The sequence below is a fragment of the Taklimakanibacter albus genome (assembly GCF_016595235.1).
In the GTDB taxonomy this organism is placed as follows: Bacteria; Pseudomonadota; Alphaproteobacteria; order Rhizobiales; family Aestuariivirgaceae; genus Taklimakanibacter; species Taklimakanibacter albus.
The window spans coordinates 82,336-107,541 of record NZ_JAENHL010000006.1; the positions used below are offsets into that span (position 1 = coordinate 82,336).

Genomic DNA, 25,206 nt, shown 5'->3' on the forward strand with positions numbered 1-25,206 from the left:
GACAATGTTCGTCGCATGCATCGATATTGGTGGGACTTTCACGGATCTGCTGTTGCACCGGAAAGGGGCCGATCTCGAAATTCACAAGGTGCCGACCACGCCCGGCATGTTCGAGCGCGGTTTCATCGACGCGCTCGCCGCAGCGGCGTCGGCGCATGGAATGACGCTCGCAGGCTTCCTGGCGAAGACCGATATGATCGTGCATGGCACCACCGTTTCGACCAATGCACTGGTCGAGGGCAAGGTGGCGCCGACCGGCCTGATCTGCAATGCCGGCCATCCCGATATCCTCACGCTGCGCGAATCACCGCGCAAGCGCGCCTTCAATATCAAGATCGATTTTCCGCCGCCCTATATCCATCGCAACCGCACCTGTGAGGTGCGTGGCCGGATCGACGCCATGGGCGGCGAGGTGATGCCCCTGGCGGAGGAGGACGTGCGTGCCGCCGCGCGTCATTTCAAGGCGTGTGGCGTCGAGGCGGTGGCAGTGTGCCTGCTGTGGTCGATCGTCAATCCCGCTCATGAGCGGCGCGTGCGCGAGATCCTGGCCGAGGAGTTGCCGGGCCTGCCGGTGACGCTCAGCCACGAGCTGAACCCGATCCCGCGCGAATACCGGCGCACGATCTCGACCGCCATCAACGCCTCGCTGCATCCGATCGTCAGCGACTATGTCGGCCGGCTGACCGCTGCGCTGAAGGAGTCAGGCTATGACGGCGAGCTGCTGATCGCCAATTGCGTCGGCGGCATGATGCCGCCGGAGGAGATCGTCGGTCGGCCGATCTACAGCGTCATGTCGGGACCGACGCTGGCGCCGATCGCGGCGATCAATCTGACCAGGGCCGACGATGTCATCGTCGTCGACATGGGCGGCACCACCTTCGACGTGTCGGCCTTGCGCAATCGCCATCTCGTCGTCACCCCCGAGGCGACCTTCGGCATGGAGATGCTGGGCATTCCGAAGATCGATGTCCGTTCGGTGGGGGCGGGTGGCGGCAGCATCGCCTGGGTCGACCCGGGCGGATTGCTGCGGGTCGGACCGCACAGCGCCAGCGCCGTGCCGGGTCCCGCCTGCTACGGCCGCGGCGGTACCGAGCCGACCGTCACCGACGCCAATGTGGTGCTTGGCATCATCGATCCGGACTATTTCCTCGGCGGCCGCATCAAGCTCGACCGCGGCAAGGCGGAAGCCGCGATCGGCAAGACGGCCAAGGCGCTCGGCATCGGCCTGGTCGAGGCGGCTTATGCGATCTATTCGACGGCCAATCACAATATGATCGGCGCCATCGAGGACATCACCGTCAATGAGGGCATCGATCCGCGCGACAGCTATGTCGTCAGCGGCGGTGGGGCAACGGCCTGCCATATCGGCGACATGGCGCGCATCCTCGGCATCAAGAGCTTCATGATTCCGCGTTTCGCCGCGGGCCTCAGCGCCTATGGCGGGTTGATCTCCGACATAAGATGGGAAGAGACCGGGACGCTCAACACCACGGATCGGCATTTCGATCTCGCCGGCGTCAACCGGCTGCTCGCCGACTTGCGTAAACGAGGCGCGGCGTTCCTGAAGCGCTCCGGCGTTGCGGGCAAGGCGCAGCGCTTCGAACTGGCCTTCCAGGGCCGCTATCTCTACCAGTCCTGGGATATTGAGGTGCCCTTCGAAACTCCGAAAGGCAAGCTCGTCAAAGGCGATCTCGCGCGGCTGGTGACGGCCTTCCATACCCAGCATGAGCGCATCTACACGATCAAGGACGAGGGCGACACGGTCGAGTTCACCACCTGGAAAGTGCGCGCCATCGGCGATACCGGCGGCGCGGCGCGGCGGGGTGCTGCGATCACGCGTCAGCGCGGCAAGCCGAAGCCCAAGGGGAAGCGCAAGATCTATCTCGGCAAGGGCTATCGCGACATTCCGGTTTTCGAGGGCGCCGCCCTCGGCGCCGGCGCCAAGCTTGCCGGGCCCGCAGTCGTCGAGCAGCCGACCACCACCATCCTGCTGCTCGACAGGCAGGATGCGACGGTGGATGCGCGCGGCAACCTGCTGGTCGAGATGAAATAGACAGCGGTCGCGCTTTAGGCGTCGTCCCACAGCTCCTTGAGCAGGTCACGATTGTAGCCTGAGCTCGCATTCCAGAGTTGCCGCGAATAGGGATGGCTGAACCCGCCTTTCGCGAGTTCCGCGCTGCTGCCGGTTTCGAGGATGCGTCCACGGCTCATGACGGCGACGCGGTCGCACATATAGGCGACGACCGCCAGATTGTGGCTGACCATGACGGTCGTGAAGCGGCGCTCGCGCCGCAGCCGCCGGAGCAGATTGAGCACTTCCGCCTGGACCGAGACGTCGAGCGCCGAGGTCGGCTCGTCGAGCAGCAATATGCGGGGCTCCAATATGATCGCGCGGGCGATCGCCACGCGCTGGCGTTGTCCGCCCGAGAGCTGATGCGGAAAGCGAAAGCGATGCTCCGGCTTCAGCCCGACATCGGCGAGGGCGTGCTCGACGCGGCGCTCGATACCGTCCAGTCGCTGGATCAGCAGCGGCTCGGACAAGATCTTGTCGATCGTGTGCCGGGGATGCAGCGAACCGTACGGATCCTGCAGCACCATCTGCAGGAGGCGCCGCTGTGCGCCGGTCCGCTGCGGGCCGGCCGGCGCGCCGTCGATACGGATGGCGCCGGAATAACTGCCGATCAGGCCGGCAATGGCGTTGAGAACCGTGCTTTTACCGGAGCCGGATTCGCCGACCAGTCCGAAGGCCTCGCCTTCGGCGATGTCGAGGGTCACATTGCGTACGGCGTCGAAGCGGCGCGTTCCCTTGCCGAAGGAAACGCCGAGATCGTCGAGCTGGATCATCGGGGGGGTCATTTCGCCCAGTTCGCATCGCGCTGCAGCACCGGCAGTTCGGGCCGATCGTCGCCGAGCCGCGGTGCCGAGGCGATGAGGCCCCGCGCATAGGGATGTTCGACCTTGTCGAGATCGCGGGCATTGATGGTTTCGACCGCCTTGCCGGCATACATGATCATCACCCGGTCGCAGAAGGCCGACACCATGCCGAGATCGTGGCTGATCAGGATCAGGCTCATGCCGCGCTCACGGACGAGATCGTCGAGGATGGCGAGAACCTGAAGCTGGACGGTGACATCGAGCGCCGAGGTCGGCTCGTCGGCGATCAGCACCTGTGGTTCCGGCATCAGCATCATGGCGATCATCACCCGCTGGCCCATGCCGCCGGAAAGCTGGTGCGGATAGAGATGATAGACCGCCTCCGGGTCGCGAATCCTGACCGCGCTCAGCGCCTCGATCGCTTTGCCGCGGGCCTGGCCGCGATCGGCATCGGCATGCAGGCGATATGATTCCTCGATCTGATGGCCGACCTTCATCACCGGATTGAGCGAGAATTTGGGATCCTGCAGGATCATCGCGATGCGCTTGCCGCGGATCCGGGTCATCTCCTTGGCCGAGGTCTTCAGGAGGTCATGACCGAGGAGCGCCAGGCGCGTCGCGCTCACCCGGCCGGGCGGCGGCACCAGCCGCATGATCGAGCGCCCGGTGAGCGACTTGCCGGATCCCGACTCGCCGACGATGCCTAAGCGTTCGCGGCCCAGCGAGAAGCTGACGCCGCGCACCACATCGACATCACCGCGATGCGTCGGAAAGGTGACTCGCAGATTCTCGACCTCGAGGATGGGATCGCTCATGTCCGCTTCGGGTCCAGCACGTCGCGCAGGCCGTCGCCGAGCAGGTTGAAGCCGAGACTAACTGCAAAAATGGCGATGCCGGGGATGGTGGCGACCCACCACTGATCGAGCAGGAAGTCGCGGCCGGTGGAGATCATGGCGCCCCATTCCGGTGTCGGCGGCTGCGCGCCGAGTCCCAGGAAACCAAGCCCGGCGGCGGTCAGGATGATCCCGGCCATATCGAGGGTCATGCGCACCACGACGGAAGTCGAGCAGAGCGGCACGATATAATGCCAGATGATGCGCAGCCAGGACGCGCCCTGAAGTTTGGCCACCTTGACGTAATCGGCATTGCGGACGGTCAGCGTCTCGGCGCGGGCGATGCGCGCATAAGGCGGCCACGAGGTCAGGGCGATCGCGATGATGGCGCTTTCCAGCCCGGGTTTGATCGCCGCGACGAAAGCGAGCGCCAGGATGAGGCGGGGGAAGGCGAGGAAGATATCGGTGATGCGCATCAGCACGACGTCGAGCGCGCCGCCGATATAGCCGGAGATGGTGCCGATCAGGAGGCCGAGCGGCACGACGATGGCCACCACCATGAGCACGATGCCAAGCGTGATGCGCGCCCCGAAAATGATGCGGGCGAGGATATCGCGGCCGAGTTCATCGGTGCCCAGCCAGTGCTGGGCGCCGGGCGGCGCCAGGCGCTGCGACAGTGCTTGCGCGGTCGGCGATTGCAGCGGGAGAACCGGGGCGAGCACGGCCGTGACGATGAGTAGGGCGACGATCGCCAGCCCGATCATCGCCAGCGGATTACGTCGGAAGACCAGCCAGTTGCGGTACCAGCGGCCGAGCGAAGCCTGGCGGCGCGATGCCGGCGCCTCGGTCAGAAGCCAGTCCGGCGCGCTCATGGGCGCACCCTGGGATCGAGCAGGCGGTAAAGCATGTCGCACAGCACATTGAGGCAGACGAAGATGGTGCCGATCAGCAATGTGCCGCCGAGCACGGCATTCATGTCGGCGTTGAAGAGCGAGCGGGTGATGTACTGGCCGAGGCCCGGCCAGGCGAAGACGGTCTCCGTCAGGACCGCGCCCTCGAGCAGCGAGGCATAGCTCAAGGCGACGACTGTGATGAGCGGAACGATGATGTTGCCCAGCGCATGACGCCATATCACGCGCCGCTCCGGCATGCCTTTGGCACGCGCGGTGAGTATGTACTCCTGGTTGAGCTCGGTCAGCATGAAGCTGCGGGTCATGCGCGAGACATAAGCGAGCGTCAGATAACCGAGCAGGCTGGCCGGCAGCAGCAGATGCGCGATGGCGTTCTTGAACACATCCCAGTCGACGGAGAGGAGGCTGTCTATGGTGATGAGGCCGGTGACGGGTTCGACCAGCCCGTCATAGCCGATGTCCAGCCGGCCGGGACCGGCGACCCAGCCGAGCCAGGCATAGAAGACGAGCAGGCCGACAAGCCCGGTCCAGAATACCGGGATCGAATAGCCGATCAGGCCGACGATGCGGGTGACATGGTCGATCAGACGGCCCTGATGTGTTGCCGCCACGACGCCGAGCGGAATGCCGAGCAGGACGCCGATCAGGGTCGCCGCGGTGGCGAGCTCGAGGGTGGCGGGGAAATACTGGAAGAGATCGTGCAGAACCGGTTGCGAGGTCATCGCCGAGGTGCCGAAATCCCCCTCGGCGATCTTCGTCAGATAGAGCCAGAACTGCTGGTAGATCGGCAGGTCGATGCCGAGCTCCTGGCGCACGCGTTCATAGGTCTCGGGCATCGCGCGGTCACCGACCACCGCGAGCACGGGATCGATCGGCACCACGCGGCCGATGACGAAGGTGACGAAGGTCAGCCCGAGCAGCGTCAAAGCGAGGGTGCCGAGAAAGCGAATGAGTTCATAGGCGAACTCGGCACCAAATATCTGCCCGGGCGCGGCTGCGCGAGCCGCCGTGGTCACGTCATTGGCCATCGATGAAGGGGTTTTCCCGGTTCACTTGGTGGTCTGATAGTAGAATACCAGATCGCTGTTGGGACCGGAAAAGAAACCCTTCACATTCTTGCGCATCACCGTCTGCTCGCTCTCTTGGAACATGTTGAGGAACGGTCCGGTCGTCTGCAGCTTGGTTTGCAGGTCGAGATACTGCTGCTTGCGCTTCTCGGCGTCGCTTTCCTTGAGCGCCGCCTTGGTCTCCGCCATGATCTCGGGGATATCCCAGGCATTGCGCCAGGCCAGCGGCTTCGAGGCCGAGCTGTCGCTGTTGTCCGGATTATTGGCGAAGCTGTCGGCATTGGCATTGGGGTCGAGATAGTCCGGGCCCCAATACATGTAGATCATCTCATGCTGGCGGGCGCGGTATTTGGTCAGGGCCTGTTTGACCTCGGCCGAGTTGATGGTCACCTTGACGCCGGCCTCGGCGAAGGTCGACTGGATCGACTGCGCGATGCCGGTGAAAGGCTGGGTATTGCCGGTGTCGAGCTGGATGTCGAACCCGTTGGGATAGCCGGCCTCGGCGAGGAGCGCCTTCGCCTTGGCGGTATCGAGCTTGTACGGATTGTTCTCGAGCGATGCATAGAAGCCGGCCGGCCAGAAGGCCTGATGAACCAGCATCTGGCCCTTGAGGAACGAGTCGGCCATGCCCTGATAGTCGATCAGCCAGCGCAGCGCCTCCTGCACCTTCGGGTTCTTCAGCTTGTCGTTCTTCTGGTTGAGGCCGAGATAATAGACCGTCGCCTTGGGAAAGGTCTCGACGACGAGGTCCGTATTGCCGGCGATGCCCTTGATTTGGTCGGGTGTGAGATTGCGGGCGATGTCGATATCGCCCTTCTCGACCAGAAGCCGCTGCGTGGCGCCTTCAGGAACGTGGCGGACGATCACGCGCTGGAGCTTGGGCGCGCCCAGCCTGAAATCGGGATTGGCTTCCAGGACGACCGAATCGTTGGCCTTCCACGACCGCATCCGATAGGCGCCGGATCCGGCCGAGTTCGTCTTCAGCCAGTCATGGCCGAGATCGCCGTTCTTCTCATGCGCCAGCGCCTCCTTCTTGTCGACGATTGAGGAGGTGACCGTGCTCATCAGGTTGAGGATATAGGTCGGCGCATATTTCTCGTTGATGGTCAGCTGCACGGTTGCCGGATCGACGGCCTTCGCCATCTCCTTGACGTTCTCCGGAGTCCAGCCCAGCCCCTGAAGGAGATAAGCGGGCGTCAGATTGAGCAGGATCACCCGCTGCAGCGAAAAGGCGACGTCGTCGGCGGTCAGCGGATTGCCCGAGTGGAATTTGAGATTGGGCTTGAGCTTGAAGGTGAAGGTCTTGCCGTCCTCGGAGACCGACCAGCTTTCCGCCGCCTTCGGCACCAGGGTCTTCATGTCGCCGATCTCGAGGCCCATGAGCCGGTCATAGACATTGACGGCGACTTCGGAATTGGACAGCTCGTAGATTTCAGCGGGGTCCATCGTCACCATGTCGTCGATGGCCTTGGCGATGACGAGCGTGTTGGCGGGGGTCTCGGCGAGCACCGGCGTCGAAAGCAGCGTCGCCAGGCACACTCCCATAAGCAGTCGTTTCATGCGTCTCTCCCTTGGTGTTTTATGAGTTGTTCATGCCGCGGCAAGTCCGGTCGGGGTCTTGCGCACGCCCGGACGCAGGTTCTTGTAGGTAACCTGTTCGTTCCGGGAAAAATTGGCGCCGGGCGACTCGACCATGATGATCTCACGGGCGATCGGTGCGAAATCGGCGCGGAAATGGATCGTGCTCTTGAGCGCCACGACCGACTGCTCTTTCGGCTCGATGCCGACGGCGCGCAGCAGATCCTGATCGAGGCATTGATAGCGGATGCTGGCCACGGCGACATGCACATCCGATTTCTCATCGAGAATGCGCAGCCTTGCCATGGGACCGAGATCGACCGCGACACCGCCGAGAATGGGGCCGTGGCAGGTGAAGGCGCCGTCGGACAGCGCTTCGACCCGCACCCGCGCCGCATAGGGGGCGGGGTCGTAGCCATAACGTCCACCCAGCCGGACATCGATCTCGGCGCCGATGCCGGCATCATGCGCCGCCTTGGCTGTCTCGGGGTCCCAGAGCAGGCCCAGCACGCTGTCGCGCAGGCCGCCATCGACCATGGCCTTCAGCAGACCGATCGTATCCGACGTGCCGCCCGCGCCTGGATTGTCCTGAATGTCGGCGAGCACGATCGGTGCTCCCTTGCGGCCGTCGCGGGCCGCCCGGCCGACGGCTTCACTGGCCGCGAGCATCGGCAGCTCGAAGCGGTTCTCGGCGGCGAGCAGCCGGGCGAAATGCTGATCGGCCGCCGCCGCCACCGCGGTCTCGTCGGTCCCATAGGCGACGAGCGCCGGACCGCATTCACGGATATCAGCGGGCGGAAAGCCGGTGGCGAAGTCGATATTGGCGACCGCGCCCTTCGCGCCTGCCGGCAGGCCGGCATACAGGCTCTTGCAGGGCTCAAAGTCGGTGCCTTGCGCGGCGAGCGGCACGAGGAACGGCGCCTTGCGCAGCGCCTTCGCCAGCGGCTTTCCATGCGCGAGACGCTGCTGCAGGAGAGCGAAGGCGCGCTGCCCGGTTTCGATCATGTCGATATGCGGATAGGTACGATAGAGCGCGATGCCGTCCGACAGGGCGACCATCGCCTCGGTGACATTGGCATGCATGTCGAGGCTGACGATGATCGGCATGTCCGGTCCGGTGACCTCGCGGATGCGCCGCAGCAATTCGCCCTCGCCATCCTCGAAGGACTGCACGACCATCGCGCCATGCAGGTCGAGATAGATCGCATCGAGCCCGCCAGCCGCCGCGATACCATCGCAGATGACGGTGGCGACGCGCTCGAAGGCATCATCGGCGACGAAGCTGCACGGTTCGGCCGCGCACCAGATCAGCGGCACGAAATCGTAGGTCGAGCGGGCCGCATTGATGAAACCGCCGATCGGGATGGCGAGGGGAGGGAACACCTCCAGGATCGCCGCACCGGTGGTCATCTCCGGCCAGCCATCGGCGCGCACGAAATCGTCATAGGAGGCGCCGAAGGGCGCGAAAGTATTGGTTTCATGTTGGAAACCGGCAATGGCTATGCGGGGACGGGCCGTCATGGGTGGGCAGACCTCATCGGGGGTGTTCGAGTGCAACGCCGGGACATCACCAAACTAAAATATGAATATGATGTCAATATTAATTTCTGCCGAAATTTTATGCGCGGCCACGCGGCTCATGGTTCGCAGATATTGAGATCGTAGCGCAGATAATCCATCCGCTTGGCCACCCTCTCATAGAGGCGCTGGGCGGTGAGATTATCGGGCTGCGTCATCCAGAAGATCTTGAACCAGCCGGCTTTGCGGCCAAGCTCGCGCAGATGCTCGATCATCGCTTGGGCCGCACCTTGGCCCCGCGCCTCGGCGCGCACGAAAATGTCCTGCAGGTAACAAGCATCGCCGCGGCTCCAGGTGAAAGGGAAGGTGAGGAACAGGGTGAAGCCGACCGGTCGGCCGTTGCCGGCGCCGGCGACGATGCATTGCAACGGATTGGCCGGGTCGAGAATGCGGGCCCAGTTGGCTTCGCCCATTGCATGATTGCCGGGCTCGCCGGGCGCCAGAGCCACGAAGTCTCGCCACATTTCCAGGAAGGCCGGCTTGTCCGCCGGCACGGCGGGACGGATATGGATTGCGCGATCACTCATGGATCAACCTCTGCTGACGATGGATGCGGTGGCGGACAATACGGGCTCGCCGTCCGCACGGGTGAGTTCGAGAACGAGATCGGCAATGCTGCCGTCCCCAGCCGGCGTCATGGCGAGGCAGCGCGCCGTCAGCACATCGCCGGGCCAGACCGGGCTTCGGAAGCGCACCGCGTAGCGGCGCACCGCGCCCGGACCGAACCAGCGCGTGAGCGCCGACGCGAGAAGGCCCGCCGACAGCATGCCATGCGCCATGACATCCGGCAGGCCCGCGGCGGCCGCAAAGGCGTGGTCGTGATGGAGCGGATTGAAATCACCCGAGGCGCCGGCATAACGCACGAGATCGGTGCGGGTCAGCGGCCCGTAGATGACCGGTTCCGGAAGCGCCGCGGTCATGCCGCACCTTTTTCGATGGTGGTCATGGTTTCGCGACAGACGATGCGGCCGCTCGCCGCCGAGCGGTACTCGACCTCGGCGGTGATGATCCGCATCGTACCGCCGCGCTTGCCGGCCTTGAGCGTGTCGCCGGTCAGCCGGGCCCGGCATTTGAGGAGGTCGCCGGCGATGATGGGTTCGAGATAATCATAGGCCTGCTCGCCATGCACGGTGCTCGACCGGTCGAGCGCCAGCACGTCGGTGATCAGGTGCTCGACGAAACCCGCCGCTGCGACCACGGGAAAAGTCGGCGGCGCGATCTCCGTGTCATCCGCATGAATGTCGTGAACGGCGCGGGCGAATTCCCGTACCTTGCCTGCCTCGACGCGGAAATCCCATTCCGCGATGGTCTCGCCGATTTTGCTCATGTTGCCTCGCTTGCAAACAGTTTAGCACGCGGCCGCACGATGAGGAGCAGGGCCAGGGCCAGAAGGTTGAATGCGATCAGGAGCGTCGCGACCGCCGTGATGGTTGGGTTCACCTGCAGCATGAGCTCGGCGAACATGCGCTTGGGGATCGTCACATGCGTGCCCGAAACGAAGAGCGTGACGACGACTTCATCGAAACTGATGACGAAGGAGAATATCCAGGCGGCTGCCGCGCTCGGCGCCAGGTTGGGCAGCACGATCCGCGTCAGGATCTGCCATTGCGAGGCGCCGAGCGTGGCGGCGACCTGCTCGATGCGGATGTCGAAGCCGCGGATCGCCGCTTGCATGATCAGCACGACATAGGGTGCCGCGAGAAGGGTGTGGCCGAGAACCAGGCCGAAAAACGAGCCGAGCAGACCGATGCGGGCGAGGAAGATGTAGAGCGCCACGGCGACGATGATCGAGGGCATGATGGCCGGCGCCATGAAATTGGCCTCGATGATGCGTTTGCCGCGAAAGTTGCCGCGCACCAGCACATAGGCGGCGCTGGTGCCGCAAGCCAGTGCCGCCGTGCTGGACAAGGTGGCGAGCAGCAGGGAGTTCTTGCCGGCGTCGATCCAGATTGCATTGCCGAGCAGGTTCTCGTACCAGCGCAGCGAGAATCCGGGCGGCGGGAAAGCCAGCGACTGGGCGCTCGAGAACGACATCGGTGCCACGATCAGCACCGGCAGCACCAGGAAGACCAGCACCGCGATGGCCAGGATAGCGAGCCATGCGCGCGCGAATCGCGATCTGTCCGTCATGCGCCGCGCTCCCTGAGCCACTGATAGACGCTGTAGAGAGAAAGCGTCACCGCCATCAGCACCACCGACACCACGGCGGCCATCTCCCAGCGGGCGAAGCGGTTGACCAGCAGGTCCATCATGTTGGCGACGAGCGGCACGCGGCCGCCGCCCAGCACCGCCGGCGTGATGTAGAAGCCGAGGCTGAGTATGAAGACGAAGATCGCCGATGCGGCGAGCGTGGGAAGCGTCAGCGGAAAGAATATCTGCCAGAAGATGCGGGTGGGGCCGGCGCCGAGTGTCTGGGCGACCTGCAGGAGGCGGCGGTCTATCCTGACCATGGCGGCGTAGAGCGGCAGGACCAGGAAAGGCAGCAGCACGTTCGTCATGCCGATCAATATGCCGAGTTCGTTATAAAGAAATTCGACCGGGCGGGTGGTCAGGCCGAGCGCCTGCAGCGTCCGGTTCACCAGCCCGCCATTGCCGAGGATGACGATCCAGGCATAGGTGCGCACCAGGATCGACACCCAGAAGGTCATGACGATGAAAGCAAGAACGACCGCCTGAAGGCGGGGTCTGAGCCGGCTCGTCCAATAAGCCAGAGGGTAGCCGAGCAAAGCGGTCAGCAGCGTCACTTCCAGGGCCATCACCAGCGTACGCCAGATGATGCGCGTATAAGCGGCGGACTGCGCGAATTCCTGGAAATGGGCGCCCGTCAGCGCGCCGGTTGCCGGGTCGCTGACGGACCACAAGGCTGTATTGAGCAGCGGCACGTCGAAGAAGATGCCGGTGAGCAAGGCGAGCGGCGCCAGCAGCAGGACGAGGTCCCACCGCACGCGCCGGCGCCGCGGGCTGATATCACCCGCGGCGCGGCCGAGCATAGCGGCAGCATCGGACATAGGTGCGGCTTTCGTTTCTCACTGGAGCAGTTTGAACTCGTTCCAGCGCTTTTCGACTTCCTTGGCGTTGTCGAACCACCATTGGCCGTTGCTCAGCCACTGCACCTTCTTGTTTTCTGCCGAGGTCGGGAAGGTCTTCTGCATTTCCGGAGTCACGATCTTTTCGAGCTCCGGGCTGGCGCCCGGATAGGGCAGGAAGCTGACCAGGCATTTCTGCTTCTCGGCATTCGTCTGGGCGCGCAGCCACGCATAGAGCATCTCGCGCTGCTCGTCGGAAATGCCCTTGGCGACGACCCACCAGGAGATGTCGAGCATGCCCTGATTGTAGGTCGCCGTGACACCGTCCTGGCCGAGCACGCGGCCCGACCAGGCTATGGCATACTGGGCTTCGTTGTCCTTCAGGAGCTGGGCCGGCTGGGCACCGGACTGCCACCAGATCGTATCCTTCTTCACCCGCTCCAGCGTCTTGAAGGCGCGGTCGAGATCGACGCCTTTGCTGACCTCTTCCGGTGTCATGCCGTCGCCCATGGCGGCGAAGGCGAGAACGAATTCCGGATAGTCGGGCAGCGCCCGCTTGCCGGGGAATTTCTCGGTGTCGAAAAAGTCGACGAAGTTCTGCGGCGCCTTGGCGTCACTGCGCCAGGCCATGATGGTGGAGTAATAGCTGGCGCCGAACCCGTTCGGATTCTTGGCTTCGTCGAACATCGGCTCCGGATTGAGCTTTGCCCAATCGATCGGCTCGAGCAGGCCCTCCGCCGCCAGGCGGTACATGTCGCCGGTGGAGCCGTCGGTGACCGTGTTGACGATCACGCCCGACTTGGCCTGCGCGGCGATCTTGGCATAACCGCCGGGTGTCTCGCTGATCACCTTGATGCCGGCATCCTTGAGGAGTTGCTCGTTGATGCATTTGTCGAGCGAGTCGCCGTATTCTCCGCCCGCCGTCATCACATGCAGCTCTTTGGCCTGCTGTGCCCAGGCGGCGCCGGTCGTCGCCGCAAGGAAGATCGTGCATGCAAGCGACATGTTACCCAGTATCTTCTTCATGACATCCCCTTTCGTTTTGGATTGATGATCTGTCTTCACGCTCATCGCCCGCTCACTCCCTCAGTGGAGGGTGGGCGCTCCTCCTTCCTCCGGCAGCAGCCAGACGCATTCCGGATCCCACGACAGCCATACGGCCGATCCTTCGGCGAGACGGCGGCGCGCCCCGGCAATATTCACGGTGAAGCTGCGGCTGCTGTCGGTGTCGACGATGTAGCGGGCGATCTCGCCCAGAAACACGACCTCACGGATCGTGCCGCGGACAAAGCCGCTATCGGCATCGGCGCGAATATCCTCGGGGCGCAGCAGGCCGCAAACCTGCCGGCCCAGCCGGCCGGCGGAGGTGCGGCAGGGAAAGTCTCCGCTCGTGCCCCGGATTGCATTCGGCTGCTCCAGGCGGCCTTCGAGGAAATTGGCGAGACCGAGAAAGCCTGCGGCGAAGCGGGTCTTCGGACGGTGATAGAGCTCATCCGGCGTGCCGATCTGTTCGACCCGGCCATTGGCCAGGAGCACGATGTGATCCGAAAGCGACATCGCCTCTTCCTGATCGTGGGTGACCATGATGGTGGTGATGCCGAGGCTACGCTGCAGCGCCTTGATCTCGGAGCGCACTTCCTCGCGCAGCTTGCGGTCGAGGGCGGCGAGGGGTTCGTCGAGGAGCAGGATGTCCGGCTTGAAGACGATGGCGCGCGCCAGCGCCACGCGCTGCTGCTGCCCGCCCGACAGCTGATGCGGACGCCGTGACTCGAACCCGGTCAGGCGGACCAGCCGCAGCGCCTCGCCGACGCGCCGGCTGATGTCGGGTGCCGGCAGGTGGCGGACGCGCAGCGGGAAGGCGATATTGTCGAAGATCGACATATGCGGGAACAGCGCATAGCTCTGGAACACCAGACCGACATTGCGCCGGGCGGCCGGAACATGGGTGATCTCCTGGCCGCCGAGCTCGATGCGGCCGGAGGAGGGCGCGGTGATGCCGGCGATGAGCGACAGCATCGTCGTCTTGCCGGAGCCGCTTGGTCCCAGGATGGTGGTGAAGGCGCCGGAACTGACTGAAAGCGAGATATCGCCGATCGCGGTCACCGATCCGTAGGCCTTGGAAACGCTGGTGAATGTTACATTCGTCATGTCCGCTTCCTTCGCTTGGCGACGCTGTCGCCTGATCAGGTGATCACCGGCCAGCGGCCGGGCGGCTTCAGTCCGGCGCGCGCCGCTGTCGCCGTCGCCGAACGCTGCGCGATCCGGTAGATTTCAGTCTCATCGAGCCGCGTCAGCCGGCCGTGCCGAACGATGATCTCGCCATTGCAGATCACCGTATCGACCGCCTTGGTGCGCGAGATCAAAGCGAGCTGCCGCACGATATCGACATTGGGCTGCGTGTCCGGCGGCTCGAATGTGCGGATCACGAGATCGGCACGCTTGCCGGGCTCGAGACTGCCGAGGTCGTCGCGCCCGATGGCGCGCGCACCCCCCAGCGTGAACATCTCCAGGATCTGCTCGGCGCACAGAAACTCGCCCCATTCCTTGCTGACGAGATAGGCGATCAAGCCGAGATCGCCGAAGGCCCAGGCCTTGGCGATATCGGTGCCGAAGGCCACGGCGGTGCCGCGCCGGTGCAATGCGGGGAAGGCGCTGCGCCCGGTCTGCGAGATGGCGTAATACATGAAATTGCCGGGATGCCAGACCAGCGTCATCCCGCTCGCGGCGACGGCCTCGATCTCGGCATCGTCCAGGATGTTCATATGCGTGAAGACGCTGTTCCTGCCGATCAGGCCCCGTTCGGCGAAATGTACCATCGCCGGCTTGCCGAAGCGTTGCCGGTCGTAGTCCGCTTCTCCCGTCGTCAGGCTCTGATGCTGGTGATAGACGACGCCTTCGCGCGCCGCGAGGTCCATCGCCTCGCGCATCAGCTCCTCGGACGCGCTGCCGGAGCCATAGAGCGCCACGTGACCGCGCGCCAGCGCATCGGGATCGCGGTTGCGCTTCAGCTGGCCGCCAAGTTCGCGGCGCGCCCGGGCGCCGTCGCAGGGCGCGCGTTGGATATCCGCGGCAAGCGGCTCGCCGCCGACGATGTCCCAGAGCATGCAGTCGGCCAGCGACGTGCGGATGCCGACCGCTGTGGCGGCCGTCGCCACCGCGTCGGGACAGAAGGTCGTGCCGGCATCGACGAAGCCGGTGAAGCCGTTGCGGGCGAGCTCGGCCGCGGCGAGCAGGGCGCTCGCATATTCGTCTTCATCGGTGATGGCATTCATCCAGCGGGCGAACACGCCGGTGCCGCCGCCGGGCTCGTCGGGAATCGAGCCGCGGCTCAGATGCAGGCCGGCATGGTAATGCCCATCGATAAAGCCGGGATGGACGATGCCGCCCCGGGCGTCGATGCGGCGCGCTGCGGTCCAGTCCTTCTCGATGAGGCGCGTCGGCCCGATCGCCATGATGCGATTGCCGCTGATCGCGATGGCGCCGTCGGCCAGTATCTCGCGCTCGCGGTTCATGGTCAGCACGCAACCCGCGACAATCAGGAGATCGCAGTGCTGGGGGGCCATTGCCGTCAGGTCCCGATCTTGCCGGTTTCGCGGTCGAAGGCACCCTGCCGCAGATCGCTCTTTTCCTTGAGCAGACCCTGCTTATGGACGCGCATGGACGGCGTGCGCTCGAAATCCGTTGCGCGGAACTCGATGAAGCGCGGAATCTTGAAGGCGGCGAGATTGGCGCGGCAGAAGTCGATCACCGCTTCCGGCGTCACGGCCTCGCCCGGCTTGATCTGGATATAGGCCTTCACTTCCTCGCCGCGCAGCTCGTCGGGAACCGGCAGGACGGCGGCATCGATGACCTGGGGATGCGAGCGCAATACACCTTCGACCTCGGCGGCCGAGATGTTTTCGCCGGACCGGCGGATGATCTCCTTCTTGCGGCCGACGAAATAGAGCAGGCCGCGCTCATCGCGGCGCGCCACGTCGCCCGAATGATACCAGCCGCCGCGATTGGCTTCCGCGGTCACTTCAGGCCGGTTGAGATACCCGGCATAGAGGTCGGGCCCGCCGACCAGGCACTCGCCGGCTTCTCCGGCGGGCACGTCCTTGTCGTCGTCATCGACCAGGCGGATGGTCACGCCGGGCGGCTCGACGCCCATCGTGCCGGTGCCGACGAGTTTGTCAGCGAGATGGTCGGGCACCCGGCTCATCACACCGCCTTCGGTGCTGCCATATTGATTGTGCCAGTGGAAGCCGTAGCGCTCGAGCATCTCGCGATGCAGCTCCTTGGGGAGGCCTGCATGAATGGCGAGGCGGATGCGGTGGTCGCGCTCGGCCGGACCAGGCTCGCCTTTCATGAGAAGGGCCGGGATCGAGGCGATCGACAGGATCTCGGTCGCGTCATAGGTGGTCACGACCTCCCAGAAGCGCGACACCGAGAAGCGGCGCATGGCCACCAGCGTGCCGCGCGAGGCGAGCGACGTGAGAAGCTGGATCGCCGGATCGGCATAGTAGAAGGGCAGGCAGCAGAGCTGCCGGTCCTGCCAGCCGCGGCGGAAGAGTCTGAGATCGACGTCGATGACGCGCAGCCACCAGCCATGATGCAGCATGCAGCCTTTCGGCGCGCCGGTGGTGCCGGATGTATAATAGACGGTGACGATGTCCTCGCGCTGGCATTGCGCGGTGGTGAAGTCGAGTGGCTCGGCGGCGCTCTCATAGGCCGCGAGACCATCCGGCTCCTCGCCATCGACCACGACGATATGCGCGAGCGCCGGCGCATTGCCGCGCACCGCCTCGATGATCGGCAACTGCGGCTTGCCGACGATAGCCACCGTCGGCGCTGCGTCCGTCACGATATGGCCGGCATCATACTGCATGGCGCTCGGCGCGATCGAGACCATGGTGGCGCGGTTGGCGATGATGCCGAACAGCGCGATCATGAACTCGAGGCGATTGTCGAGCATCATCACCACGCGATCGCCCGGCTTCACCTTGTCGCTGAGATAGCCGGCGAAGCGCTGGCAGCGGTCGAGGAATTCGCGCCGGGCCATTACCGGGCCGTTCTCGATGATGATCGCCGGGCGTTCGGGATCCTCGAGGCAGCCCTTGGCGACGATCTCGATCACCGTCTGCTGCGGAACGGCGCTCCAGTCCGGGGCGACATTATGATGCCCGATCCAGGATTGGGGGCGCGCCGGCGCGCCGCTCGTGCCCAGTTCCAGACGTGCCGGGGCAATCTTGGGGCCGCTCATGCCGCTATCTCCGCATAGCCATTCTTGACGACGACAGCGCCATCGCGGTCCGTGGCTTCGAAACCGATAACGCCGTCGGCGCCGATCCAGTGATCGACGGCGAGCGTCTGGCCTTGGGTGAGGAAGAGGGGGTGTGCGAAGCGGCAGCCGAGACGCTTCAAACGGGGCGTATCGCCGCGGCAATGGCGGTCGACGATGGCGCGCGCGGTGAAGGCCAGGGTGCACATGCCATGCACCAGCGGCGCCGGGAAGCCCTGCCTGGCGGCGGCGGCCGGATCGATCGTATAGGCGGAATAATCGCGCGCCGCGTCGGCATAACGGCGCGTCTGGTCCGGTGTGAGCGCGTAGCGTTCGGAGCTGACAGCGGTCTTGGCCGGAGCAGGGCGGGCGGGCGGAACCTCGCCCTCGCGGGCGGTGGCGGCCGCGCCCCGCACCAGGCAGGTGCTGTATTGGGTGCAGACGGGCTTGCCCTCATGTGTCTCGATGGCGGAGCGGATGATGTAGGTGAGGCCGGCGCGGGTGCCGCGCATGCCGATGAGCGTCGATGTGGTGAACAGTCTGAGCCCGGGCCGGATCGGGGCATGGAACACGAAATCATGCTCGCCATGCAGGACGAAGCCATTCGCCGCCTGGTCCAGCACCTCGACCATGCTCTGCATGACGGGGATATGCGCGAAGACCGGCGATGCGAACACGCCCGCCAGATGCTGTGGGTTCGTGTCGTCGACGGCACGTGCGAACTGCGCCAGCCGATGGCTGCTGGTGCGGAACTCCTCCGAGTCGCGGCTGAGGCCGATGGTAGCGCTCATACAGGCAGCCCCTCCACGAAATCGCCGAGCTTGGGCAGGTTCGGGAGCTGGCCGGCGAGTGCCTTATCGACATCTTCGATGGTCCAGCGTCCATCGGCCCGGACATCAACCGCGATGGCGCTCGGCGCGATGATGCCGATCCGGTTGCCATAGGCCTGGAACACCTGGCCGGTGGCCGGGCAGTCGGCGCGCGCGAGCCAGCAGATCAGCGGCGCGACATTGTCGGGCGAGAACGTGTCGAAGATGCCGGCGGGCGGCGGCTGCAGCGACGTTTCGATGCGTGTGCGCGCCGAGGGCGAGACCGCATTGGAGCGCACGCCATATTTGACGCCTTCAAGCGCCAAAGTGCGCGACAGGCCGACGACGGCGAGCTTCGCGGCGGCGTAATTTGCCTGGCCGAAGCTTCCGACAAGTCCGGCCACTGAGGTGGTATGGATGATCGAGGCTTTGACCTGGCGGCCGGCTTTCGTTTCCGAGCGCCAGTAATCCATGGCATGGCGCGCCGGCGCGGCATGGCCCTTCAAATGAACGCGGATCACCGCATCCCAGTCGTCTTCCGACATATTGGCGAACAGGCGGTCGCGCAGGATGCCGGCATTGTTGATCAGCACGTCGATGCGGCCGAAGCGCTTCACTGTGGTTTCGATGAGCGCCTTGGCCTGCGCCCAGTCGGAGACGTCATGGCCCGAGGTGATCGCCTGGCCGCCGCTGGCGGTAATTTCGCCGGCCACCGATTGCGCCGCTGAGGGATCGAGCCCTTCGCCATGAAGGTCGCTGCCGAGATCGTTGACGACGACGCTGGCGCCGTGCTGGGCGAGCGCCAGGGCATAGGATCGCCCCAGTCCTCTGCCGCCGCCCGTAACCACCGCGACCCGGCCTTGCAAACACCCTGCTGTCACTGTCGCTCCCTCGATATCAGGATCACCGCTTTTAGGCGGGCGGACGACCCGTCGGGGCCTCTTGTCTTCCCGCGATGCCGGTTTCGACACCACGCGGACCGTCCCCGCTTTCATTGACAGGAAAATAGAAAATGAATATGAAGTCAATATCAATTTTGTAAAAGCGCCTTTGTCCGCTACTCGTCAGAACTCGGATAGGGCAGGGGAGGGACTTCGGCATATGGTGTCCGGTGCGGATTTTCCCGCCAGGCGGCCCGGCTTTGCCCGCTGGCTGTCGGCCAGCAACGACATCACCCAGCAATTCCTGGCGATCGGCGGCCGGCCGGACTTCATCAGCATGGCCGGCGGCTTGCCGGCGGCGGAGCTTTATCCGGCGGCGGCGATCGCCGAGGCCGCACAGAAGGCGCTGGCGCGCTGGGGCGCGACGGCGCTGGAATATGGTCCGGTGGAAGGGTTTCCGGCCTTGCGTCAGTTCATCGCTGAGCGCGTCGGGCGCCAGGCCGGCCGCAGCATCGGACCCGAGAATGTGTTGTTGACCGTCGGGGCGATGCAGGCGCTCGATCTGATCGGCAAGGTGCTGATCGATCCGGGTGACCCGATCGTGGTGCAGTTTCCGACCTATGTCGGCGCCCTCGATGCCTGGCGCATGCGCGCCCCGTCATACCGGCTGCTCGACTGGTCGCCTGACGCCGATTCGCAGGCGCTGCGTGGCGCGCAGTTCGTCTATACCGTGCCCAATTATTCCAATCCGACCGGCGTCCTGGTGCCCACCGCGGCAAGACAGGCCCTGCTCGAGCGGGTGCTGGCCGCGGGTACCTGGCTGATCGAGGACGATCCCTATCTGCCGTTGCAGTATAGCGGCGCCGCCGGTCCCAGCATCCTGGAGCTGCACGGGCGGATGGCGCCCGAGGGGCCTTATGATGGGCCGGTCATCTATCTCGGCACGCTGTCGAAAAGCATCGTGCCGGGACTGCGCGTCGGCTGGGTGATCGCGCCCAGCGCGATGATCCAGGCGCTCGCCATCGCCAAGCAGTCCTCCGATCTCAGCAGCTCGATGCTGACCCAGGCGATTGCGCTCGAGCTTCTGGAGTCGGGCCATGAAGAGCAGCACGTGCCGACGATCATCCGCCATTATACAGAGCGTCGCGATGCGTTATGCGCCGCGGCGCGGAGCGAGCTCGCGGAATGGTTCGACTGGGAGATTCCGCCGGGCGGCATGTTCGTATGGATGCGCCGGCGCGATCCCGCGATCGATACGGATGCGCTCTATCAATATGCCTTGCGGGAGAAAGTCGCCTTCGTGCCGGGCAGCGTCTTCGATCCGGCGGGCAAGCTCACTTCCGCGATGCGCGTCAATTTCAGCCGCAACGCGCCTTCGGTGCTGCAGGAGGGCGTGGCGCGTCTCGCCGCGGCGACACGGCATTATCTCAGGAAAAACAGCTGAGGCGTCAGCGCTTCGGCGGGTCCTTGCAATAGACGGCGCGGTACCACAGCGTCGAGAGCATCTGGGCGAGATCTTCCGCATGCGCCGGATCCTCGCCCTCGACCAGTGGGTTGCGGCTGACGATCACCGCATAGAGATAGTGGAAGACCATGGCTTCCAGCGCATGCGCGACAGCTTGCGGCGAGCCCGGCATGTTCTCCTTGTAATTGCCACGCCGTGTGATCGAGCGCGCCAGGTTTTCGATCCAGCGCAAATGCCGCGGCCGCCAGACTTCGCGGAATTCCGCCAGCTGGCTCTGCAACTGGACATGGCACTGCATGAGCCCGGGATTGACCATGTAGGCTGCGATGAAAAACCGGTTGGTGTTCAGGATCGCCTCATATTCGCCGGTGCCGCGGCCGACCTTGCGCGCCTGCTCATAGAGATATTCGACGAAATCCATCACCACTTCGATGGCGATCTCGTTCTTGTCGCGGTAATAGACATAGAAGGTGCCGAGCGCGACGCTCGAATATTTGCAGATGTCCGAAACCTTGACGTCTTGATAGCCGATCTCCTCGAGCGCCTGGGCGGCGGCGACCTTGAGCCGGTATTTGGTGCGATCCCCCTTGGAGGCGAAAACGCGGGTGTCGAGGTCGGCCGCGAGATGATCGCCGTACCGTACCGCCCGCACGTCTTCCGTGGTCGATACGGGGGCCTTGGCGTGAGCTGGCATGGAATTCTCCTCAACGCGGCGATATCGCACCGGCCTCTCTATATCAACGCCAATGATAGCGCACTCCGGATAAAAATGATATTGACTTCATATTCACATTGTATGATTTCTACAGCATCGTACCGAAAGTGCGACGCGGTTTTCAGATAATCCGATGCGCTAACTCAAGGAGTTGGAACGCCTGACCGATTCAATGAGAGCGTCCGGCGTTCCGGTCATGAGGCGCGGCGACGGGGAGGGGCTTCTTTTATGATGGCGAGGACGACGACCCTTGTGCCGGCGGGCGGGTGCGAAACATGCCGCATGCGCTGACGACATCTCCCGTCTACATCGTCGGCGCGGCGGAGACGCCGCTTGGCAAGGTTACCGATCAGAGCGAATTCTCCATGGTGGGGCTGGCGGCGCGGGAGGCGTTGGGCGAGGCGGGCCTGGGCTTTCGCGACGTCGATGCGCTCTTCACCAACTATATGGGCGAGGAGGGCTCGGTTCAGCTCGGCGAATATTTGGGAATCCGCCCGCGTTACGCCGAATCGTCTGACATGGGCGGGGCGTCCTTCGAGTTCTTCGTTCACCACGCCATGGCGGCGATAGCGGCGGGGCGCTGCGAGGTCGCCCTGATCGGCTATGCGTCGCGCCAGCGCAGCCGGCGTAACCGCAAGCGCTCGGCGACGGCACTCGACGGCTCTCTGTCGGCGCAGTTCGAGACGCCTTACGGCATTCACTTTCCCATCGGCCACTATGCTTTGAGCGCTGCCCGCTACATGCACCAATATGGCGCGCGGCTCGAACATCTCGCCGAGATCGCCGTGGCGGCGCGGCAATGGGCCATGCTCAATCCGAAAGCCTGGAGTCGCGACCCGCTCACCATCGATGACGTCATGGCCTCACCGATGCTGTCCGATCCGCTGCGCAAGCTCGACTGCTGCCTGGTCACCGATGGCGGCGGGGTGGTCGTGGTGACCGGTCGGGACCGCGCCCGCAATGCGGCCAAGCGGCCGATACGTGTTCTGGGCGCCGGCGAGAGTCATGTGCAATGGCACGTGGCGCAATGTCCGGACCTGACGGTTACGCCGGGCCTGGCGTCGGGCCGCGACGCTTTCGCGATGGCGGGGATACAGCCTGGCGATGTCGATGTGTTCGAACCCTATGACAACTTCACCCACAGCGTGCTGCTCTATCTCGAGGATCTCGGCTTCTGCAAGAAGGGCGAGGCCGGCGACTTCGTGGCCGAGGGCCGGTTGCGGCCAGGCGGCAGCCTGCCGTCGATGACCTCCGGCGGTGGCCTGTCCTACTGCCATCCGGGCGCCCTCGGCATTCTGCTTCTGATCGAGGCGGTCCGTCAGCTTCGCGGCGAGGCCGGCGACCGTCAGGTTCGCGATGCCGAGATCGCCGTCGCCCATGGCACCGGTGGCCTTGCTTTTTCTACCGCTTCCACTGTGGTGCTTGGCCGTGACTGACAAACCGAATTATTCCGATCTCGGCGCCGCCGATCCGACCACCGAGCCCTTCTGGCAGGCCTGCGCGGAGGGACGGCTCATCGTGCAGCGCTGCACTGCCTGCGGCGCGCATCAATTCTATCCGCGGCCCTTCTGCCTCGCTTGCGAGGGCACGACGCTCAGCTGGGTGGAATGCCGGGGCACCGGCACGATCTATTCCTTGACCACCATGCGCCTGCCGGTCGATCCGCAACTGCCGCCGCCTTATCTGCTGGCCCTTGTCGATCTCGATGAAGGGCCGCGGCTGCTCACCAATATCGAGGCGGCGACCGCCGCAATCGGCGATCGGGTTCGCGTCGCCTGGCGGCAGCGTGACGGCCTGCCGCCTCTGCCGATCTTCGTGCCGCTCCGGCAGCCGTGACGAAGCGGGCGGACAGCCTTGCGCTCATTCGCGACCTGATCGCCTTCCCGACGATATCGCGCGATCCCAATCGCGATCTCCTGGCCTATGTGCAGGCGTTTCTGGAACGCCACGGCGTCGCCAGCGACATTCTGTGGAATGCCGACAGGAGCAAAGGAAATCTGTGGGCGACGATCGGTCCCGCCGATATTCCGGGCGTCATCCTGTCCGGCCATAGCGATGTGGTGCCGGTCGATGGGCAGGCCTGGACTTCCGACCCGTTCGTCCTGCGCGAAGCCGACGGCCGCGTTTACGGCCGTGGCGCTTGCGACATGAAAGGTTTCGTCGGCATCGTTCTCGCCGCCGTTCCCGATCTGGTGCGCCGCAAGCTCAAGGCCCCGGTGCATATCGCGATCTCTTATGACGAGGAACTGGGCTGCACCGGCGTCGTGAGCCTGATCGACCGCATCGCCGCCCTCGCAATGAAGCCGGCTCTGTGCATCGTCGGTGAGCCGACCTCGATGCAGGTCGTGATCGGCCACAAGGGCGGCGGCATGTATCGCATCGCAGTGACCGGCCGCAGCGCCCATTCGAGCTTGGCGCCGCAGGCGGTCAATGCCGTCGAATATGCCGCCGAGATGATCGCCTTCATCAAGCAGCTGTCGCAAGAGAGCTGCCGCCATGGCCCGCATGACCACGGCTACGATGTCGCCCATTCGACCCTGTCGGTCACAACCATCACCGGCGGCACCGCCTTGAACATCATCCCCAATGCCTGTGAGATCGGTTTCGATATCCGCTCGCTGCCGGAGGTCGATGCCAACGCCCTGATCGAGCGCATTCGCCATCATGCCGAGACCGAGCTTTTGCCGCGCATGCGCGCCGCGGCGCCGGAAGCCGACATTGCCGTGGCGCCGATCGTCGAGTTTGTGGCGCTCGGCACCGCGGCGGAACATCCCGCGGTCACCTTCGTGAAGCGGCTGGTCGGGCGCAACGACCACGCCAAAGTCGCCTATGGCACCGAGGCGGGCTTGTTCAGCAACCGGGCCGGCGTGCCCTCGCTCGTCTGCGGGCCGGGTTCGATCGCGCAGGCGCACAAGCCCGACGAATATCTGGAGCTCGCGGAGATCGACCGCTGCCTGGCGATGATGGGAAAGCTGGCCGCCGCACTCGAGGCTGATGGATTGCCCTGGTCATGAGGCGCGCCGTCGATGCGGTGGTGATCGGTGCCGGCATCGCCGGCACGGCGAGCGCCTATTATCTCCGGCAGGCTGGGGCCTCGGTGGCGCTGGTCGACGCGCATGGGCCGGGCTGGGGCGCTTCGGGACGCAATCCCGGCTTCCTGTGGCTGCAGACCAAGCCGGCGGGCCTGGCCATGGATTTTTCACTGGCATGCCGGCGTTTTGCCGAAACCCTGGCCGATGATCTGCCGGATTTCGGCTTTCGTGCCAGCGGCGGCCTGATCCTCTATCGCGATGCCGCCTATGCGTCGGTCGCGCAGATTTTTGCTGCCGATCGCAGGAGGGCGGGCCTGCCGGTCGAACTGCTCGACCGCAAGGCGCTGCGCGATCTCTGCCCGGAAATCGGCCCCGAAATATCGGGCGCGGTGTGGAATCCACGCGATGCCTATCAGGATACGGTACGCCTCGTCGGCCATCTGGCGCGTCTCTTCGAGCAGGCGGGCGGAATTATTCTGGCGCCGGCGCGTGTCGCGGCGCTGGTGATGTCGGCCTCCGTCTGTCGCGGTGTGCGCCTGGCCGACGGTGACGAGATCGCGAGCGGCATCGTCGTTCTCGCGGCGGGTCCCTGGTCGAATGAGCTGCTGGCGCCCCTGCGGCTGGATGTGCCTTATGTGACGACCCGCTTCGAGGCGGCGGAAACCGCGCCGGCGCCGTTCCGCTTGCGCCCTGTCGTCGCCGGCCAGGCCTTGTTCCGCTTCTTCGCGCCGCCCGGCATAGATCGCGAGGCGCTGCCGCGCGAACCTTCGGAACGCTTGCGCCCTGAGCTCGGCTTCACCGAGCAGATCGCCAGCCGCGCCGACGGCGCACTGCTCTTCGGCTGCGCCTATGAGGTCGGCAGCGCCCGCGACCAGGCGACGGTGGCGGGACAGGCGATGGCCTGCTCGATCCACAGCCGGAATTTCCCAGCCGTCGCCGGCCTGCCGATCATGCGCCAATGGGCAGGCGTCGTGGCGCAGACACCGGATGGATTGCCGGTCCTCGATGCCTCGGTCGGGCTCGAGGGCCTGGTCATCAACACCGGGCATTTCTTCGGCAATCTTGCCGGTGCGTTTTCAGGGCGGATCGTCGCCGATCTGGTCGCCGGGAAGGATCCGCCATACCCTATAGATGGACTGTCCCGGCGTCGCTTCGCGGCGCGGGCCGCTTGATCATT

Annotated in this window: 24 protein-coding genes; 6 read left to right on the top strand and 18 right to left on the bottom strand. The window is 64.9% G+C overall.

The features are described from left to right. Positions 1–4 precede the first annotated feature (4 nt). On the top strand, positions 5–2,053 hold the full coding sequence (locus JHL16_RS05060) for a hydantoinase/oxoprolinase family protein (RefSeq protein ID WP_200183801.1): 2,049 nt from the start codon (positions 5–7) through the stop codon (positions 2,051–2,053). A gap of 14 nt (positions 2,054–2,067) precedes the next feature. Here the strand turns inward: JHL16_RS05060 and JHL16_RS05065 are convergent, their stop codons facing one another. The 17 genes from JHL16_RS05065 to JHL16_RS05140 form a co-directional block, all read right to left on the bottom strand. Further along, complete coding sequence (locus JHL16_RS05065) at positions 2,068–2,844, bottom strand: ABC transporter ATP-binding protein (protein WP_200183802.1); 777 nt, start codon at positions 2,842–2,844, stop codon at positions 2,068–2,070. Between the two features lie 8 nt (positions 2,845–2,852). Then, on the bottom strand, positions 2,853–3,689 hold the full coding sequence (locus tag JHL16_RS05070) for an ABC transporter ATP-binding protein (protein WP_200183803.1): 837 nt from the start codon (positions 3,687–3,689) through the stop codon (positions 2,853–2,855). Then, entirely contained in the window at positions 3,686–4,579 is an 894-nt protein-coding gene (gene nikC / locus JHL16_RS05075; protein ID WP_200183804.1) for a nickel transporter permease, read from the bottom strand. The genes JHL16_RS05070 and nikC overlap by 4 nt, the downstream gene beginning before the upstream one ends. After that, positions 4,576–5,646 (bottom strand): ABC transporter permease, encoded by a 1,071-nt coding sequence (locus JHL16_RS05080; RefSeq protein ID WP_200183805.1) that lies wholly within the window; start codon positions 5,644–5,646, stop codon positions 4,576–4,578. The genes nikC and JHL16_RS05080 overlap by 4 nt, the downstream gene beginning before the upstream one ends. 21 nt (positions 5,647–5,667) lie before the next feature. Then, the gene (locus tag JHL16_RS05085; RefSeq protein ID WP_200183806.1) at positions 5,668–7,245 is read right to left on the bottom strand and encodes an ABC transporter substrate-binding protein; all 1,578 of its coding nucleotides are present in this window, start codon (positions 7,243–7,245) and stop codon (positions 5,668–5,670) included. Between the two features lie 30 nt (positions 7,246–7,275). Next, positions 7,276–8,784, bottom strand: coding sequence for a M81 family metallopeptidase (locus JHL16_RS05090; protein ID WP_200183807.1), 1,509 nt, complete (start codon positions 8,782–8,784; stop codon positions 7,276–7,278). 116 nt (positions 8,785–8,900) lie between these two features. Then, the gene (locus JHL16_RS05095) at positions 8,901–9,368 is read right to left on the bottom strand and encodes a GNAT family N-acetyltransferase (RefSeq protein ID WP_200183808.1); all 468 of its coding nucleotides are present in this window, start codon (positions 9,366–9,368) and stop codon (positions 8,901–8,903) included. A 3-nt stretch (positions 9,369–9,371) separates the two neighbouring features. After that, positions 9,372–9,761: a MaoC/PaaZ C-terminal domain-containing protein gene (locus JHL16_RS35210; protein ID WP_281435989.1), complete on the bottom strand. Its 390-nt coding sequence runs from the start codon at positions 9,759–9,761 to the stop codon at positions 9,372–9,374. Then, the gene (locus JHL16_RS34900) at positions 9,758–10,168 is read right to left on the bottom strand and encodes an FAS1-like dehydratase domain-containing protein (protein ID WP_246770805.1); all 411 of its coding nucleotides are present in this window, start codon (positions 10,166–10,168) and stop codon (positions 9,758–9,760) included. The genes JHL16_RS35210 and JHL16_RS34900 overlap by 4 nt, the downstream gene beginning before the upstream one ends. After that, positions 10,165–10,971 carry an ABC transporter permease gene (locus JHL16_RS05105; protein WP_200183810.1) on the bottom strand — a complete coding sequence of 269 codons (807 nt, stop codon included), beginning with the start codon at positions 10,969–10,971 and terminating at the stop codon, positions 10,165–10,167. Before JHL16_RS05105 ends, JHL16_RS34900 begins: the two co-directional genes overlap by 4 nt. After that, positions 10,968–11,849 (bottom strand): ABC transporter permease, encoded by an 882-nt coding sequence (locus tag JHL16_RS05110; RefSeq protein WP_200183811.1) that lies wholly within the window; start codon positions 11,847–11,849, stop codon positions 10,968–10,970. The genes JHL16_RS05105 and JHL16_RS05110 overlap by 4 nt, the downstream gene beginning before the upstream one ends. Before the next feature lie 18 nt (positions 11,850–11,867). Then, positions 11,868–12,893: an extracellular solute-binding protein gene (locus tag JHL16_RS05115; RefSeq protein WP_200183812.1), complete on the bottom strand. Its 1,026-nt coding sequence runs from the start codon at positions 12,891–12,893 to the stop codon at positions 11,868–11,870. 60 nt (positions 12,894–12,953) lie between these two features. After that, positions 12,954–14,015, bottom strand: coding sequence for an ABC transporter ATP-binding protein (locus JHL16_RS05120; protein ID WP_200183813.1), 1,062 nt, complete (start codon positions 14,013–14,015; stop codon positions 12,954–12,956). 35 nt (positions 14,016–14,050) lie between these two features. Then, on the bottom strand, positions 14,051–15,430 hold the full coding sequence (locus JHL16_RS05125; RefSeq protein WP_200183814.1) for an amidohydrolase family protein: 1,380 nt from the start codon (positions 15,428–15,430) through the stop codon (positions 14,051–14,053). A gap of 5 nt (positions 15,431–15,435) precedes the next feature. Then, positions 15,436–17,109, bottom strand: coding sequence for a class I adenylate-forming enzyme family protein (locus JHL16_RS05130; protein ID WP_200183815.1), 1,674 nt, complete (start codon positions 17,107–17,109; stop codon positions 15,436–15,438). Continuing rightward, on the bottom strand, positions 17,106–17,918 hold the full coding sequence (locus JHL16_RS05135; protein ID WP_200183816.1) for a MaoC/PaaZ C-terminal domain-containing protein: 813 nt from the start codon (positions 17,916–17,918) through the stop codon (positions 17,106–17,108). Before JHL16_RS05135 ends, JHL16_RS05130 begins: the two co-directional genes overlap by 4 nt. After that, the gene (locus tag JHL16_RS05140; RefSeq protein ID WP_200183817.1) at positions 17,915–18,817 is read right to left on the bottom strand and encodes an SDR family NAD(P)-dependent oxidoreductase; all 903 of its coding nucleotides are present in this window, start codon (positions 18,815–18,817) and stop codon (positions 17,915–17,917) included. Before JHL16_RS05140 ends, JHL16_RS05135 begins: the two co-directional genes overlap by 4 nt. A gap of 220 nt (positions 18,818–19,037) precedes the next feature. On the opposite strand from JHL16_RS05140, the gene JHL16_RS05145 reads away from it, so the two are divergent. Then, entirely contained in the window at positions 19,038–20,261 is a 1,224-nt protein-coding gene (locus tag JHL16_RS05145; protein ID WP_200183818.1) for an aminotransferase-like domain-containing protein, read from the top strand. A 4-nt stretch (positions 20,262–20,265) separates the two neighbouring features. Here JHL16_RS05145 and JHL16_RS05150 read toward each other — a convergent pair whose 3' ends face one another. Beyond that, positions 20,266–20,976: a TetR/AcrR family transcriptional regulator gene (locus JHL16_RS05150; RefSeq protein WP_200183819.1), complete on the bottom strand. Its 711-nt coding sequence runs from the start codon at positions 20,974–20,976 to the stop codon at positions 20,266–20,268. Between the two features lie 296 nt (positions 20,977–21,272). Here JHL16_RS05150 and JHL16_RS05155 point away from each other — a divergent pair, with 296 nt between their 5' ends. From JHL16_RS05155 to JHL16_RS05170, 4 genes are read left to right on the top strand one after another with little or no spacing between them, the layout of a single operon-like run. After that, on the top strand, positions 21,273–22,433 hold the full coding sequence (locus JHL16_RS05155) for an acetyl-CoA acetyltransferase (protein ID WP_200183820.1): 1,161 nt from the start codon (positions 21,273–21,275) through the stop codon (positions 22,431–22,433). Then, entirely contained in the window at positions 22,426–22,833 is a 408-nt protein-coding gene (locus JHL16_RS05160) for an OB-fold domain-containing protein (protein ID WP_200183821.1), read from the top strand. The genes JHL16_RS05155 and JHL16_RS05160 overlap by 8 nt, the downstream gene beginning before the upstream one ends. Next, positions 22,830–24,011: an acetylornithine deacetylase gene (argE, locus tag JHL16_RS05165; protein ID WP_200183822.1), complete on the top strand. Its 1,182-nt coding sequence runs from the start codon at positions 22,830–22,832 to the stop codon at positions 24,009–24,011. The genes JHL16_RS05160 and argE overlap by 4 nt, the downstream gene beginning before the upstream one ends. Further along, positions 24,008–25,201, top strand: coding sequence for an NAD(P)/FAD-dependent oxidoreductase (locus JHL16_RS05170; RefSeq protein ID WP_200183823.1), 1,194 nt, complete (start codon positions 24,008–24,010; stop codon positions 25,199–25,201). Before argE ends, JHL16_RS05170 begins: the two co-directional genes overlap by 4 nt. Positions 25,202–25,206: the final 5 nt, after the last annotated feature.